The organism is Embleya scabrispora DSM 41855 (genome assembly GCF_000372745.1).
GTDB classification, from domain to species: Bacteria; Actinomycetota; Actinomycetes; order Streptomycetales; family Streptomycetaceae; genus Embleya; species Embleya scabrispora.
In genome coordinates, this window is the sequence record NZ_KB889677.1 from 22,499 (window position 1) to 37,611 (window position 15,113).

Below are 15,113 nucleotides of genomic sequence, written 5' to 3' on the forward strand. Positions count from 1 at the left end.
ACGGGCACGTCCACCGGGACCTCGACGGGCACGTCCTCGGGTACTTCGACGGGCACGTCCACCGGGACCTCGACGGGTACGTCCACGGGCACCTCGACCGGGACCTCGACGGGTACTTCGACGGGTACGTCCACGGGCACCTCGACGGGTACGTCCACGGGCACCTCCGCGGGTACCTCGACCGGTACGTCCTCGGGCACGTCCAAGGGCACGTCCGCCGGGACCTCGACGGGTAACTCCGCCGGGACCTCCAGCGGAAACTCGGCGGGCACGTCCAAGGGGAGCACCAAGGGCTCCTCGACCGGTGGCGGCAACACGTGTGACGCCACGCACGCCTCCGGCGGCCTCGACCTGAACTGCGGTGGCGACGGGAACACCCGCACCACCAGCGGCAACGGCGACCAGCAGAACGCGCCCGTTCGCGACTTCGGTGGCGGCGACACCGCTCCGGCCGCGCAGCAGAACGCAAACAAGGAACTGGCCGAAACCGGCTCCGGCGCCAACATGGCGTTCCTGATCGTCGGCGGCGCCGCGATGGCGGCCGGTGGCTTCACCTTCACCGTGCTGCCGGCGCGGCTCAAGCGCCGTCAGCAGGCCTCCGCGGCCTGAGTCGAAGACTTGTGCCCCGGTGCGGCGGTTCCGGGGCACTGAATCCGCCGTCCCGACGTTCCGAGCCGGGCGCACCGTGTCATCGCGAGTGCGTCTGTGAAACGGTCGGCTCGAAACCACGGACGGTGGGCGGCACCGCAGTGCGACGCCGGGCCGAGGCCCGGCGTCGACAACGGGGCGCCCGCTCGGTTCGGTCCGCGTCGGACAGCTGCCGACAACGCCCGATCCGGGTTCCGGAAGCTGCGGAGCGCCGCTGTACCGCACGAAGGCCCTGGGGGCACCCAGGGCCTTCGTGTCGTCTCGACTTCGTATCGTCCCGAAGGGGTCACGCACGGGTGGACCACCCGCGCCGCCCCCGATTCACCGGCGGCTCGGCCGCGGCGGAATCAGCCGCCCACGCGGGCCAGCAGCAGTGCGCACACCAGGACCAGCAGTGCGATCGCCGCGAGCATCGCGGGATTGAGTCCACCGGAGCGTTGGAGCCGTTCACGGCTGGCCCGGCACGTCGGGCAGCGACCCTCCGCGACCAGGCCGGCACAGTTCGCGCACACCAGGCGGTCCAAGGTCATCTCGACTCCTCCGCCTCGATTGCTCCGCTATCACGCATCGACACCCATAACGCTCACGACGCGGTGCGAAGTTCCCATGGCCTTCCACTGTGCCGCTTACACTCACGGAATGGCCATGCCCGACGACCACTCTGTTCGAGCCTGGGCGCCCGGCTCCGGGCAGTGTGGTCCCTTGGGCCCCGCTGTTCCCCCGGCCGTATGCCCTGCCCCCTACACTGGCGCACCGTGATGCAACCGTGATCCGATTCGACAACGTCAGCAAGACCTACCCGAAGCAGCCGCGCCCCGCGTTGCACGACGTCTCCCTCGAAGTGGAGAAGGGTGAGTTCGTCTTCCTCGTCGGGTCCTCGGGCTCGGGTAAGTCCACCTTCCTGCGGCTCGTCCTCAAAGAGGAGCGACCGTCGCTGGGCAACATCTTCGTGGCCGGCAAGGACCTCGGCCGGTTGTCCAACTGGAAGGTGCCCGCACTGCGCCGCCAAGTGGGCACCGTCTTCCAGGACTTCCGTCTGCTTCCGAACAAGACGGTGTACCAGAACGTCGCGTTCGCGCTCGAGGTGATCGGCAAGCCCCGAGGCACGATCCGCAAGGTGGTACCGGAGGTTTTGGACCTGGTGGGCCTGGGCGGCAAGGAAGACCGCATGCCCGGCGAGCTGTCCGGTGGTGAACAGCAGCGCGTGGCGATCGCCCGTGCCTTCGTGAACCGGCCGATGATCCTCATCGCCGACGAGCCCACCGGCAACCTCGACCCGCAGAACAGCGTCGGCATCATGAAGTTGCTCGACCGGATCAACCGGACGGGCACGACGATTTTGATGGCCACGCACGACCAGGCGATCGTGGACCAGATGCGCAAGCGCGTCATCGAGCTGGAGCAGGGCCGACTGGTCCGCGACCAGTCGCGCGGCGTGTACGGCTACCAGCACTGATCCACCGGACCACCACGGCGCGGCAGTCCGGCCGCGCCCTTAGCGACTAGGACATCATGCGCGCCCAGTTCGTCCTCTCGGAGATCGGAGTCGGTCTCCGCCGGAACCTGACCATGACGATCGCGGTGATCGTCAGTGTCGCGCTGTCCCTCACGCTGGCCGGAGCGGGTCTGCTGCTGCGCGTTCAGGTGAACGAGATGAAGGACTTCTGGTACGACCGGGTCGAGGTCTCGATCTTCCTGTGCGGCAAGAGCGACAAGGACGCCGGCTGCGCGGGCGGCGAGGTGTCCAACGAGCAGCGCGAGGCGATCAAGGCCGAACTCAGCCGGATGCCGCTCGTGGAGAAGACCTATTACGAGACCAAGCAGGAAGCCTTCCAACACTTCAAGGACCAGAACAAGGAATCCCCGCTCTCCGGCAGCGTGACCGCCGACCAGTTGCCGGAATCCTTCCGAGTCAAGCTCAAGGATCCGACCAAGTACTCGGTGGTGGCGAGCGCGTTCGCCGGCAGACCGGGCGTGCAGTCCGTGCAGGACCAGCGCAAGATCCTGGAACCGTTCTTCAAGCTGCTGAACAACGCGCAATGGGCCGCCATCGGCGTGATGGGCTTCATGCTCCTGGTGGCGATCCTGCTCATTGTCAACACAGCCCGGGTCTCCGCGTTCAGCCGAAGGCGGGAAACCGGCATCATGCGGCTCGTCGGGGCGTCGAATCTCTACATCCAGCTGCCGTTCATCATGGAATCCGCCATCGCCGGCCTGTTGGGCGGCGCGTTGGCCTCCGGCCTGTTGAGCACCGGGTTCTTCTTCGGCGTCAAGAAGGGGCTCGGCCGGCAGTTCAACGCATTCGAATTGATCGGTTGGGGCCCGGTTCTGGCGACCCTGCCGCTCCTGGTCGTCTTCGGGGTGCTGATGTCGGCGATCGCGTCGTTCTTCACGCTGCTGAAGTACCTCAAGGTCTGACCTGGGTAGCCGACCTCGGGATCGACCCGACGGCCCCGTTCCGCCTCGGCGGGACGGGGCCGTCGAACGTTCGTGCGCGGCCGGATGGGTTCGTATTACTTCCATATCGGTGTGGGTCGTGGCAATTTCCGGCAACTCGGCTTTTCTTATGATCATGCGCAGAATTCGGACCAGACGACTCGGACTCCCGGTGCTCGTGGTGATCACGCTTGCCGCGGTGGGCTTCGTGCCCGCGCGCGCCGACGGCGACGACGGCGACGCGCCCGCCCGCAAGCAGCGCGCCGACGTCGCGGCCGAGGACATGCGGGCCGACCTGGACGCCTCGCCGGCCCGCCTGGCGTCCGCGGAGACCGCGTACGCCGAGGCCGAGGCCGCCGGGCCGGGTGCGCGTGCCGCCTTGGACGCGGCCCGGGCGCGGGTGGCCGAGGCGCAGGCCCGGACCGCCGACCTCGGGCACGACGTGGAGCTGGCGGACGCCGCGGTGCGCACCGCGACGTCCGAGCTGCACGACGTGGTGGCGTCGACCCAGGCGGTGCGCGACGACGTCACGCGGTTGGTGGGTCGGGCGTACCGCAACGGCGGCATGGCGCAGTTGTCGATGATCCTGCGCGCGCAGACCCCGGCGGAGCTGCTGAGCAGCCTCCAGGGCTATCGGGAGATGCTTCAAGCGGACCACGAGACGATCGCGCGGCTGGAGCGCACCCGCGACGCGATCGATCTCCGGCGGGCCGAGCTGGAGCGGCGCCGCGAGGAGGCCCGGGTCCGGCACGCGCAGGCCGGCCGGCAACTGGCCGAGGTGGTCGCGCTGGAGAAGACCGCGGCCGACGCGGCGGCGAAGGTGGCCGCGCTGGCGGCGCAGCGCGAGGCCGCGCTGCGCATCGCGCGCCAGGAGAAGGCCGCCGACCAGCAGCGCTACGAGGCGATCCGGATCGAGCAGAAGCGGCTGACCGAGTTGGTGAACCGGCGCAACGCGGCGGGCGGCGCCGGTCGACCGGGGGTCTCGACGCAGGGCGGCGCGCTGTCCTACCCGGTGCCCGGGTCGGTCAACTCGGGCTTCGGGATGCGCTACCACCCGATCCTGGAGTACACGAAGCTGCACACGGGTATCGACTTCGCGGTCCCCGAGGGCACCTCGGTGGCCGCGGCCCGCGAGGGCACGGTCGTGCAGACCGGCTACAACGCGGCGTACGGCTACCGCGTGGTGCTCTCGCACGGGCACGTCGGCGGGGTCGCGCTGACCACGACGTACAACCACCTGTCCCGAATCACCGTGCGTGAGGGACAGCGGGTCTCCCGCGGCGGTCGGGTCGGGCGCTCGGGCCGCACCGGCTGGTCCACCGGTGCGCACCTGCATTTCGAGGTGCTCGTGGACGGCGACTTCGTCGACCCGACCCTGTGGATGTGAGGCCGGACCCGCGGCGGCCCGGGATTCGGCGGCCGAAGAGCACCCACCCGGCCGGGTAATGGGCTTGCGGCCATGCGCGAGAATGCAGGGATCATGGCGAAAGAGACCGGGCGCAAGCTCATCGCGCAGAACAAGAAGGCGCGGCACGACTACCTCATCGAGGACACCCTCGAAGTCGGCCTCGTCCTGACCGGCACCGAGGTCAAGTCGTTGCGGGCCGGCAAGGCGTCCCTGGTGGACGGCTACGCGAGCATCGACGGCGGCGAGGTGTGGCTGCACAACGTGCACATCTCGGAGTACTCGCAGGGCACGTGGACGAATCACGCGGCGCGGCGCAAGCGCAAGCTGCTGCTGCATCGACACGAGATCGACAAACTGGTCCAGGCGACCCAGGAAACGGGTCACACCCTGGTGCCGCTCAGCCTGTACTTCAAGGACGGTCGGGCCAAACTCGAACTGGCGTTGGCCAAGGGCAAGAAGAACTACGACAAACGACAGACCCTGCGCGAACAGCAGGACAAGCGCGAGACGGACCGCGTGATGTCGAAGTACGTGCGCGGCCGCCGGCAGTGATCGGCGGGCGACGACCGTTCGCGGCGCGCACCGACGGGAATGAAGTGGACCGGTCCGACGTTGGACCGTACGATGTGCCTGGTTCGGGCCGAGCAAGTGTGGCGGGTCGGGCCGTCGAGCAGGACACCAGGGTTCCTCGGAGCCTCGGTGGTTGCTTGAAAATTCAATAGGGGGTGATCGGTTTCGACTGCGGCTGTCGAAGCAGAGGAAGCGAGCCGAGGAAGCGACAATGATCTCGTTAACCATATGTCGCAAACAAATAATCGCCGATACCAAGCGCGATTCCTTCGCCCTCGCTGCCTAAGCGAGTATCCGAAGGTGTCAGACCGGGTGCGTCCCCGCCCCGGACCCTGGCATAATCTAGGGGACTCCACCGTACGACCCGGTTACGGGGTCGTACGGGACAAAAAACAGTAACTGGGCCCGTCGGTGTCTTGTCCACGTGAACACCGGGGCCGAGAAAATCGTTGTGGACTGCGCTCGGAGAAGCTCTGGTTCCGCACCGTAGGACGCGGGTTCAATTCCCGCCACCTCCACCCCTGTTGACGAGAAGGCCCGGTGTGTTCGCACACCGGGCCTTTTCGCGTCCTCGTTCGGGTTCCGCGCCACGATCGCGGCCCGGCCCACAAACGCGACGAACCGGCGGTCCCTGGGGGACCGCCGGTTCGTGAAGTCGAGGACACCGACCCGCCAATGCTCGCCTCTCGGCAAGTGGTCCCTCGTAGGGACTAATGGTTGGGCCCGGGGGCTTGGATCGAGCCGGTGTCGTCGACCAGCGTAACCGACCACCCGCCCGGGGCCGGAATGATCGGCGAAGGACGAGGATCACAGTTTGCGGTGCCGCCCGTTCCGGGTAAGGCGGGCCGCGGCGCAGCCCCCGGCCCCGCCCGTGTCCACGAAATGAGACCATCGGGAGCGATGCGGCGCCGTGGGAAACGGGCGCCGCAGCGATCGGAGGAGAAAGAGTTCATGCCCGCAGCGCCCAGCGCCTCGTACTCGATCACGGCTCGACTGGAGGTCCCCGCGGGGGGCCGATCGGTCAGTCGACTCACCAACACGGTCGAATCCGCCGGGGGGTCGATCACCGCGCTCGACGTCACCGCGTCCGGCCACGAGCGCCTGCGGATCGACGTCACGATCGCCGCGACCTCGACGGACCACGCCGACCGGCTCGTCGAGGCGATCCGGGAGATCGAGGGCGTCACCCTCGGCAAGGTCTCGGACCGAACCTTCCTGATGCACCTCGGCGGCAAGATCGAGATGCAGTCCAAGCATCCGATCCGCAACCGTGACGACCTCTCGATGATCTACACCCCCGGCGTGGCGCGGGTGTGTCTGGCCATCGCGGAGAACCCGGACGACGCGCGCCGGCTGACCATCAAGCGCAACACCGTCGCGGTGGTCACCGACGGCTCCGCGGTGCTCGGCCTGGGCAACATCGGCCCCAAGGCCGCGCTGCCGGTGATGGAGGGCAAGGCGGCGCTGTTCAAGCGGTTCGCCGGGATCGACGCGTGGCCGATCTGCCTGGACACCCAGGACCCCGACGAGATCGTCCGGGCCGTACAGGTGATGGCGCCGGGCTTCGCCGGGATCAACCTGGAGGACATCTCCGCGCCGCGCTGCTTCGAGATCGAGCGTCGGCTGCGCGAGACGCTGGACATCCCGGTCTTCCACGACGACCAGCACGGCACCGCGATCGTGGTGCTGGCGGCGCTCACCAACGCGCTGCGGGTGGTCGGCAAGAAGATCGAGGATGTGCGCATTGTCATGTCCGGCGCGGGCGCGGCGGGCACGGCGATCCTCAAACTGCTGCTGTCCGCGGGCGCCGGCCATGTGGTGGTCGCGGACGTGCGCGGCGTCGTGCACACGGGTCGGGCTGACCTGGGCGAGGACCTGCGCTGGATCGCCGAGCACACCAACGAGCAGGCTCTGACCGGCACCCTCAAGGAGGCCGTGGTCGGCGCGGACGTGTTCATCGGCGTGTCGGCGCCGAACGTACTCGCCGGGTCCGACATCGCCGCGATGGCCCCCGACTCGATCGTGTTCGCGCTGGCCAACCCGGATCCCGAGGTGGACCCGGCGACGGCCCTGGAGCACGCCGCGGTGGTCGCCACGGGCCGCAGCGACTTCCCGAACCAGATCAACAACGTGCTCGTCTTCCCGGGTGTCTTCCGAGGTCTGGTGGACGCGCAGAGCCGGCACATCACCAACGACATGCTGCTCGCCGCCGCGCGGGCGCTGGCGTCGGTGGTCTCCGACGACGAAGTGAACCCGAACTACATCATTCCGAGTGTTTTCCACCCGGAGGTGTCCGCCGTGGTGGCGGCGGCGGTGCGGGACGCGGTGTTGGCGGAGCGTCAGAACCCTGCGGGATGATCGTCGTACTGTCCGTACGGATCCCGGTTGCAGAGGCCCCCGAACGGCCCCGTAATCTGCCGGAACCGCGAAATCACGGGGCTTTCCCAGTGATTTCGCGTGTCCTTGATTAGCTTCCGGGCATGGATGAGTGCAGGATTCGTCCCCGGGGCAAGAACAGCGAGTTGGACTGAACCACGTTTGCGACCACGTTCGTGGTCGTCGGCGGAGGTCAGCAAGACACGGGAGTGACACATGAACCGCAGTGAGCTGGTGGCCGCCCTCGCGGAGCGCGCCGACGTGACCCGCAAGGACGCGGACGCCGTACTGAGCGCGCTCGCCGACGTCGTCGGCGAGATCGTCGCCAAGGGCGACGAGAAGGTCTCGATCCCGGGCTTCCTCACCTTCGAGCGCACCCACCGCGCTGCCCGCACCGCGCGGAACCCGCAGACCGGTGACCCGATCGACATCCCGGCCGGCTACGGCGTCAAGGTTTCGGCGGGCTCGAAGCTCAAGGCCGCGGCCTCGGGCAAGTAGGTCCGTAGCGCCCCGGTGGAAAACCGGAAGGGCGGCTTCCCCTCGGGGAAGCCGCCCTTCCGGCGTATTCGGGCCCACCCGGGCCGTTTCCGGCCCTTCCCGGGCCCCTGTGGCCCCGGGAAGGGCCTACCGGGGCCCGGGCGGCCGGCGGGAATCGCTAGGCGACGCTCTCGGCGATCCGCATCGGCAGCTCCACGCGGGCGCCCAGGGCCTCCAGCTTGGCCTGGAAGTCCTCGTAGCCGCGCTCGATCAGGTCGATGCCGGTGACCCGCGAGGTGCCCTCCGCGGCGAGGGCGGCGATCAGGTACGAGAAGCCCGCGCGCAGGTCCGGGATGTCCAGGTCGGTCGCGTGCAGCTTGGCCGGTCCGGAGATGACCGCGGAGTGCTGGAAGTTGCGCTGGCCGAAGCGGCACGGCGTGCCGCCCAGGCACTCGCTGTACAGCTGGATCGTGGCGCCCATCTGGTTGAGCGCGGAGGTGAAGCCCAGCCGCCGCTCGTAGACCGTCTCGTGCACGATGGACAGCCCGGTGGCCTGGGTCAGCGCGACCACCAGCGGCTGCTGCCAGTCGGTCTGGAATCCGGGGTGCACGTCGGTCTCCAGCGCGATCGCGTTCAGCGGGCCGCCCGGGTGCCAGAAGCGGATGCCCTCGTCCTCGATCGAGAACGCGCCGCCGACCTGACGGAAAACGTTCAGGAAGGTCATCATGTCCAGCTGACGGGCGCCGCGGACGTAGATGTCCCCGTGGGTGGCCAGCGCCGCGCAGGCCCAGGAGGCAGCCTCCAGGCGGTCCGGCAGGGCGCGGTGGTCGTAGCCGACCAGCTTGGACACGCCGGTGATCCGGATCACCCGGTCCGTGGTCACCGAGATGATCGCGCCCATCTTCTGGAGCACGCAGATGAGGTCTATGATCTCCGGCTCCACCGCCGCGTTGGACAACTCGGTGCTGCCCTCCGCCCGCACCGCCGCGAGCAGCACCTGCTCGGTGGCGCCCACGCTGGGGAACGGCAGGCTGACCTTGGTGCCCTTGAGGCCGTTGGGCGCCTCGATGTAGAGCCCCTCGGGGCGCTTGGTGATCACCGCGCCGAATTCGCGCAACACGCTGAGGTGGAAGTCGATCGGCCGGTCGCCGATCATGCAGCCGCCCAGGTCCGGGATGAACGCGCGACCCAGTCGGTGCAGCAGCGGTCCGCAGAACAGGATCGGGATCCGGCTGGAACCCGCGTGCGCGTCGATGTCCGCGACGTTGGCCTGTTCGACCTGGGTCGGGTCCATCAGCAGCTCGCCGGGCTCCTCGCCCTCGCGCACCGCCACGCCGTGCAGTTGCAGCAGGCCCTTGACGATGCGCACGTCGCTGATCTCCGGGACGTTGCGCAGTCGGCTCGGCGCCTCGCCCAGGAGTGCGGCCACCATCGCCTTCGGCACCAGGTTCTTGGCGCCCTTGACGCGAACCTCGCCCTCAAGCGGGGAACCGCCGTGAACCAAGAGCACGTCGTCTTGCATGAATCCTCGCACTTCTGTGGGTACCGAAGCCGACAGGGGAGATGGGCCGACAGCGCTACACGGTAGTCGGATACGTACCGCTCCCGTGTCGGCTCGCGGAGCCGAAGGGCCCGGAAAAAAGGGTCGTTCGGCCCGTGACCGAAGGAGTGGGATGGTCGGCGGCAAGCTTGCGTACTGGGCATTCGCGGGAGCGGTGCTGGTGAATCTGGTCCTCCTGTTCAATCCGGGCAGTCCGGGAGACCCGGCGCCGTTTGTTCCGCATCGTGACAAGATCGTGCACTTTCTCTCGTTCGCGGCCATTGCCTGGACGGGTCGGCGTGTCGGAATCGGTCCGCTCGTGCTGGGCGCGGTGCTCGCCGCACACGCGGTGGAGAGCGAATCCATCCAGCACTTCGTGCTGGCGCATCGCAGTGGAGACCCGTGGGACGTGGTCGCGGACCTGCTCGGTACCACCGGCGCGCTCGTGCTCGCCGGCCGACTTCCTCGCGGGGTGGCACACCGCGACGCGGCGGTTGCGAGATCATGAGCGCATGACCGAGGTATCGCTCACCGGACGCCTGCTCGTGGCCACGCCCGCGCTGGCCGATCCCAACTTCGACCGGTGTGTGGTCTTCCTCCTGGAGCACGACGAGGACGGCACCCTCGGCGTGGTGATCAACCGGCCCAGCCCGGTGGACGTCAACGACGTGCTCGTGCCGTGGTCCAAGATCGTCAGCGAGCCGCCCGTGGTCTTCCAGGGCGGCCCCGTCGCGATGGATTCGGCGCTGGCCATCGCGTCGGTGCCGGGCGGTGCCGAGCCGTTGGGCTGGCGTCGCGTGCACGGCGGCCTGGGGTTGGTCGACCTGGACGTGCCGCCCGAACTGGTCGCCGCCGACTTCGGCTCGATGCGAGTGTTCGCCGGCTACGCGGGCTGGGGCCCAGGGCAGTTGGAGACCGAACTCAAGTCCGGCGCGTGGTACGTGGTCGACTCCGAGCCCGGCGACGCGTTCACGCCCACGCCGGACCGGCTCTGGCGGGCGGTACTGCGGCGGCAGGTGGGCGAGTTGGCCATGGTCGCCACGTACCCGGAGGATCCGACCCTGAACTGACCTCGGGTCCGGGCCCGATCGGGGCCGCGAGCGGGGTGTGCGCCGGCCGGCGGGACGCGGGACGCGCGCATGATCCAACGCGCCGTTCGGTGCCGCCGGTGTCTGGCTATCCTGGTGGGTATGACCACTCCCCAGAGCTTCCCGGAGCCGGAGCACGGGACGGGCACCGGCACGCTGATCGAGGAGACGCCGAAGCTCTCCCACGGCGACGGTGACCACGAGCGCTTCGCGCACTACGTCCAGCGCGACAAGATCATGGAAAGCGCGATGTCCGGGAGCCCGGTCATCGCCCTTTGCGGCAAGGTCTGGGTACCGGGTCGCGACCCGAAGAAGTACCCGGTCTGCCCGATGTGCAAGGAGATCTACGAGACGATGCCGGCCGGTGGTGGCGGCGGGGACAAGGACAAGAGCGGTGGCAAGAGCGGCGGTAGGCAGTAGTCGTTAGTCGCTGAGGTTCGCCGGGGGCGTCGGTCGCTTCGACCGGCGCCTCTCGCGTTGCGTCTCGGCCTCCCGCGTGGGTGTCTCGATGGGGTCGGGGTTCGTTCGCCCGCCGGCCCACCCGTTTCGTTTTGGTCGAAGGCTCGGGTTTCACCGCTTCGGGGTGGGTCTGTGCGCACCTGGTGGAGTGCGGGCGTGGTGAAGCTTCGGGTTGGCTCAAATCTCGGTCGGGACGGCCCGTTGGAGCGCGCGTGGCAATAGGGTGGGCGGCGCTGTGGACGCGACGATCTTGATGCCGCTGTCGCTCGACGAGGCCGTGGATGCCCTCGCGCGCGATCCCCGGGCACTGCCGGTGGCCGGGGGGACCGACCTCATGCCCCGCGTCAACGCCGGCACGGTGCGACCGCCGGCCCTGGTGGGCCTGGCGAAGGTCGCCGACCTGCGGCGGTGGGGTTACGAGGGTGACTTCGTCATGCTCGGAGCCGGACTCACCTGGGCCCGGCTCGCGGACGCCGACCTGGCCTCGCTCGTCCCGGCGCTGGCCGCCGCCGCCAACGAGGTGGGCACCGCGCAGGTGCGCGCGATGGGCACCCTGGGCGGCAACATCCTCAGCCGCGCTCGAGCCGCCGACTCGCTGCCCGTACTCGCGGCCCTGGAGGCCACCGTGTCGTGCCGTTCGCCGGGCGGGGTGCGTGAGGTGGCCCCGCACCTGCTCGCGCCCAAGGCCGGTGTGATCGCCGAACAGCTTTTGCGCCCGGGGGAGTTGATCACCGGGGTGCGGGTGCCGTTGCTGCGTGGCGTGCAGGAGTTCGTCAAGGCGCCGGTCGGTGGTGGGCGTGACCTGACGCTGGCGCTGGTGGCCGGCCCCGTGGTCGGCGACGTGCGCTGTGCGGTCGGTGGGGCGCATCCCGGTCCGGTGCGCGCGTTCGAGGCCGAACAGTGGCTGGCGGGACGGATGGACCCGCGTACGGGTCGGCTTTCGGACGCGCGCGACGCGGCCGACTTCGGCCGGCTGGTCGCGGACGAGGTCCGGCCGGACGCGGAACAGCGGGCCGCCCGGGCGCACCTGCGGCACGTGGTCGCGGTGTGCGCGCGGCGCGCGGTACAACGGGCGTTCGGCGGATGAGCGGCCCCGGGTTCGACTTCGACGCGGCCCCCACGACGTCGTACGTGCTGCGCGTCAACGGCGAGGCGCGGCTGATCGAGAACGCCTGGATCGGCGAGAACCTGCTGTACGTGCTGCGCGAGCGACTCGGCCTGCCCGGCGCCAAGGACGGCTGCGGGCAGGGCGTGTGCGGGACCTGCACGGTGCACCTGGACGGGGTCGCGGTGTCGGCGTGTCTGGTCGCGGCGGCCACCCTCGGCGATCGCGAGGTGCGCACCATCGAGGACCTGGACAACGACCCGGAGACCGCCGAGGTGCAGCGCGCGCTGGTGGAGTCCGGCGCGGTCCAGTGCGGATACTGCGTGCCGGGAGTGGTCGCGTCCGCGTGCGCGCTGCTGGCCCGCGAGTCGGAGCCGGGCGAGGTGGAGATCCGGCGTGCGCTGGACGGGCACCCCTGCCGGTGCGCCGGGCCGCATCCGATGGTGGACGCCGTGCGCGCCGCGGCGCGCAGGCGTGCGCCGCGCGAGACGCACTCGACGATGATGTTCAACGTGATCGCGCCACCGGTGGCCGGTGGCACCGAGTGATCGGCGAGACCAAGTGATCGGCACGAACCGGTGATCGGCGAGTCCGCACCGCGCCCCGACGGGGACGCCAAGGCGCGGGGGAGGTTCTCCTACACCGGCGACCTGTGGGCACCGGGCCTGCTGTGGTGCGTGCTGGTGCGCTCGCCGCACCGACACGCGCGGATCCTGGGCGTGGACGCGGCCCCGGCATACGCGGTGCCGGGCGTGCGCGGCGTGGTCACCGCGGCGGATCTGCCGCCGGGCGCGTACCACGGCGTGATCGTGGCGGACCGGCCGGTGCTCGCGGACGGTGTGGTGCGCTTCGCCGGGGAGGCGGTCGCGGCGGTCGCCGCGGAGACCCTGCACGCGGCGCGGGCCGGCGCCGCGGCGGTGCTCGTGTCGTACCAGCCGTTGGATGCCGCCTCCGATCCGGAACACGCCTTCGCCGGGCCGCCGTTGCATCCGGACGGCAACGTGCTGCGGCACGTCGCGCTGCGCCACGGGAAGCCGGTCAGGGTGCGCCGGGACGGTACGCCGGTGGACGAGGTGGTGGTCGAGGGGCTGTACGAGGTGCCCGCGCAGTACCAGGCCAACCCGGCCACCGACGCCGCGCTCGCGCTGCCCTCGCCGGACGGCGGCGTCGAACTGCACGTGGCCTCGCCGTATCCGCACGCGGACCGGGACCAGGTCGCCGAATGTCTGGGACTGCCCGCCGGGATGGTCCGGCTGATGCCCACCGGCGCGGGCGGCTCCTCCGGCACGCGCGAGGACGTCGGGCTGACCGCCGTGGTCGGGCTGCTGGCGCTGCGCACCGGGCGGCCGGTCAAGGCGGTGCTCGAGCGCGACGAATCGTTGCGGGTGGGCGGGCATCGGCACGCGGCGCGGATGAAGTACACCCACCGGGCGGACCGGGACGGTCGGCTGCTCGGGGTGGAGGCGCAGATCATCCTGGACGGCGGCGCGTACGCGGGCGTTTCGGCGGAGGTGGTCGGGCGGCTGATCGGCTGCGCGGCCGGACCGTACATGGTGCCGTACGCGGCGGTCGACGCGTGGGCGGTGCGTACCAACAATCCGCCGGCGGGGGCGATGCGCGGGTCCGGCGCGGTGCAGGTGTGCTTCGCACACGAGGCACAGATGGACAAGCTCGCGGACGCGCTCGGGATGGACCCGGTGGAACTGCGGCTGCGCAACGCGCTGAGCTCCGAAACGATGCTGACGACGGGTCAGGTACTGGACGGGCCGGTGCCGGTGGGAGCCGCGTTGCGGGCGGTGGCGGAGGCGGTGCCGCCGGCCGCGCCGCCCGCGCCCGGAACGTTGCGCGGGACGGGGTACGCGCTCGGGCTGATGCCGCTGCTGGGGATCGAGGGGGCCGACGAGTCCTCGACGGCGACCGTGCGGCTCGACGGCGGCGTGGTGACGGTGACCTGCGCGGCGGTCGAGGTGGGGCAGGGCTTCGTGACGCTGGTCCGGCAGATCGTGGACGAGGTGCTGGGGGTGTCGGACGCGATCGTGCTCCAGGCGGGCACCGCGTTGCCGACGGCGGGGGCGCCGGGGGTGGGGCGGCACACGTGGCTGACGGCCGGCGCGGTGGAGCAGGCGGCGCGGGAGATTCGCGAGCGGTTGTTGGCGCCGGTGGCGGCGCGCTACGGGATGACGGCGCGGTTGTTGGACGTGCGGGACGGGCGGATCAAGTCCTACGACGGGCTGATCGATCTGCCGGTGGACGTGATGTACGCGGACACCGCGACGGTGACCACGGCGGGCGCGTGCCGGGCGCCGGGCACCGAGCCGCTGGACGACGCGGGGCAGGGCAACGCGTATCCGGCGGTGGCCTTCTCGGCCTGTCGGGTCGTGGTCGATCTGGACCCGGAGTTGGGCACGATCCGGGTGGTGGACGTGACCGGGGCCTACGACGCGGGTCGCGTGCTGGATCCCGCGCAGGCCCGGGTGCGGGTGGAGAGCTCGGTGGCGATGGGGGTCGGGCTCGCGCTGACCGAGGACATCGAGTCGGCCTGGTCGCCGCCCGGGACGTGGGACGTGCCGTCGGTGCGGGTCGCCGCGTGGATCGAGGAGCCGCAACCGGGCGCACCGTTCGGCGCGAAGGGCCTGGGTGACGCGGCCGTCGTGCCGGTGCCGGCGGCGGTCGCGGCGGCGGTGCGGGATGCGACGGGTCTGGAACTGCCACGGCTGCCGCTGCGGCCTCGGGATGTGGTGGTGGATTAGGGGGTGGGGGTTGGCGGCTGGGTGGCCCGGTGGGTTGATTTGGTGGGCATGCCAGGTCGCCGGTTCGTTCGTCCGTCCCGGCGGCCCGCTTGGCGGCGGACCGCCCGGCGGCGCTGTGCCGCGGCGCTGCCGGCAGGGCGCTTGTGGCCGCCGGGCCGGCCGCCGGTCTCTTGTCTTCCGGCCGGTCCCCTCGCGGGCCGCGACTCAGCTGCCCTCCCGCCGGCCCCTTCGCCCGTCCGCCGGCCCTTACGCCCGG

Annotated in this window: 15 protein-coding genes and 1 other RNA gene; 13 read left to right on the forward strand and 3 right to left on the reverse strand. The window is 70.4% G+C overall.

Going from position 1 to position 15,113, the window contains the following annotated elements:
- A partial coding sequence (locus tag A3IC_RS71400) for a hypothetical protein (RefSeq protein WP_245599579.1) occupies window positions 1–287 on the reverse strand: 287 nt, incomplete at its 3' end.
- Window positions 288–995: 708 nt separating this feature from the next.
- Window positions 996–1,178 (reverse strand): hypothetical protein, encoded by a 183-nt coding sequence (locus A3IC_RS0127695; RefSeq protein WP_020553325.1) that lies wholly within the window; start codon window positions 1,176–1,178, stop codon window positions 996–998.
- A 236-nt stretch (window positions 1,179–1,414) separates the two neighbouring features.
- Here A3IC_RS0127695 and ftsE point away from each other — a divergent pair, with 236 nt between their 5' ends.
- The 7 genes from ftsE to A3IC_RS0127725 all read left to right on the forward strand — a co-directional run bounded on the left by ftsE (window position 1,415) and on the right by A3IC_RS0127725 (window position 7,936).
- Window positions 1,415–2,104: a cell division ATP-binding protein FtsE gene (ftsE, locus tag A3IC_RS0127700; protein ID WP_020553326.1), complete on the forward strand. Its 690-nt coding sequence runs from the start codon at window positions 1,415–1,417 to the stop codon at window positions 2,102–2,104.
- 56 nt (window positions 2,105–2,160) lie between these two features.
- Window positions 2,161–3,066: a permease-like cell division protein FtsX gene (gene ftsX, locus A3IC_RS0127705; RefSeq protein WP_020553327.1), complete on the forward strand. Its 906-nt coding sequence runs from the start codon at window positions 2,161–2,163 to the stop codon at window positions 3,064–3,066.
- A gap of 154 nt (window positions 3,067–3,220) precedes the next feature.
- On the forward strand, window positions 3,221–4,471 hold the full coding sequence (locus A3IC_RS0127710) for a M23 family metallopeptidase (protein WP_158696121.1): 1,251 nt from the start codon (window positions 3,221–3,223) through the stop codon (window positions 4,469–4,471).
- 93 nt (window positions 4,472–4,564) lie between these two features.
- Complete coding sequence (gene smpB, locus A3IC_RS0127715) at window positions 4,565–5,044, forward strand: SsrA-binding protein SmpB (protein WP_026218821.1); 480 nt, start codon at window positions 4,565–4,567, stop codon at window positions 5,042–5,044.
- 169 nt (window positions 5,045–5,213) lie between these two features.
- Window positions 5,214–5,583, forward strand: a transfer-messenger RNA (tmRNA) gene (gene ssrA, locus A3IC_RS63905).
- Window positions 5,584–6,013: 430 nt separating this feature from the next.
- A complete protein-coding gene (locus A3IC_RS0127720; protein ID WP_020553330.1) occupies window positions 6,014–7,420 on the forward strand; it encodes an NAD-dependent malic enzyme in 1,407 nt (468 codons plus the stop codon).
- Window positions 7,421–7,654: 234 nt separating this feature from the next.
- Window positions 7,655–7,936 carry an HU family DNA-binding protein gene (locus tag A3IC_RS0127725; RefSeq protein WP_020553331.1) on the forward strand — a complete coding sequence of 94 codons (282 nt, stop codon included), beginning with the start codon at window positions 7,655–7,657 and terminating at the stop codon, window positions 7,934–7,936.
- Window positions 7,937–8,093: 157 nt separating this feature from the next.
- Here the strand turns inward: A3IC_RS0127725 and murA are convergent, their stop codons facing one another.
- Window positions 8,094–9,437, reverse strand: a complete 1,344-nt coding sequence (murA, locus tag A3IC_RS0127730) for a UDP-N-acetylglucosamine 1-carboxyvinyltransferase (protein ID WP_020553332.1) — start codon at window positions 9,435–9,437, stop codon at window positions 8,094–8,096.
- 151 nt (window positions 9,438–9,588) lie between these two features.
- Here murA and A3IC_RS56875 point away from each other — a divergent pair, with 151 nt between their 5' ends.
- The 6 genes from A3IC_RS56875 (at window position 9,589) to A3IC_RS56880 (ending at window position 14,857) form a co-directional block, all read left to right on the forward strand.
- Window positions 9,589–9,963 (forward strand): VanZ family protein, encoded by a 375-nt coding sequence (locus A3IC_RS56875; protein WP_020553333.1) that lies wholly within the window; start codon window positions 9,589–9,591, stop codon window positions 9,961–9,963.
- 4 nt (window positions 9,964–9,967) lie between these two features.
- Window positions 9,968–10,525 (forward strand): YqgE/AlgH family protein, encoded by a 558-nt coding sequence (locus A3IC_RS0127740; RefSeq protein ID WP_020553334.1) that lies wholly within the window; start codon window positions 9,968–9,970, stop codon window positions 10,523–10,525.
- Window positions 10,526–10,645: 120 nt separating this feature from the next.
- Window positions 10,646–10,963: a DUF3039 domain-containing protein gene (locus tag A3IC_RS0127745; RefSeq protein WP_020553335.1), complete on the forward strand. Its 318-nt coding sequence runs from the start codon at window positions 10,646–10,648 to the stop codon at window positions 10,961–10,963.
- Between the two features lie 292 nt (window positions 10,964–11,255).
- A complete protein-coding gene (locus A3IC_RS0127750) occupies window positions 11,256–12,089 on the forward strand; it encodes an FAD binding domain-containing protein (RefSeq protein WP_079026724.1) in 834 nt (277 codons plus the stop codon).
- Window positions 12,086–12,655: a (2Fe-2S)-binding protein gene (locus tag A3IC_RS0127755; RefSeq protein ID WP_020553337.1), complete on the forward strand. Its 570-nt coding sequence runs from the start codon at window positions 12,086–12,088 to the stop codon at window positions 12,653–12,655. Before A3IC_RS0127750 ends, A3IC_RS0127755 begins: the two co-directional genes overlap by 4 nt.
- A gap of 30 nt (window positions 12,656–12,685) precedes the next feature.
- Window positions 12,686–14,857, forward strand: coding sequence for a xanthine dehydrogenase family protein molybdopterin-binding subunit (locus tag A3IC_RS56880; RefSeq protein ID WP_020553338.1), 2,172 nt, complete (start codon window positions 12,686–12,688; stop codon window positions 14,855–14,857).
- Window positions 14,858–15,113 lie beyond the last annotated feature (256 nt).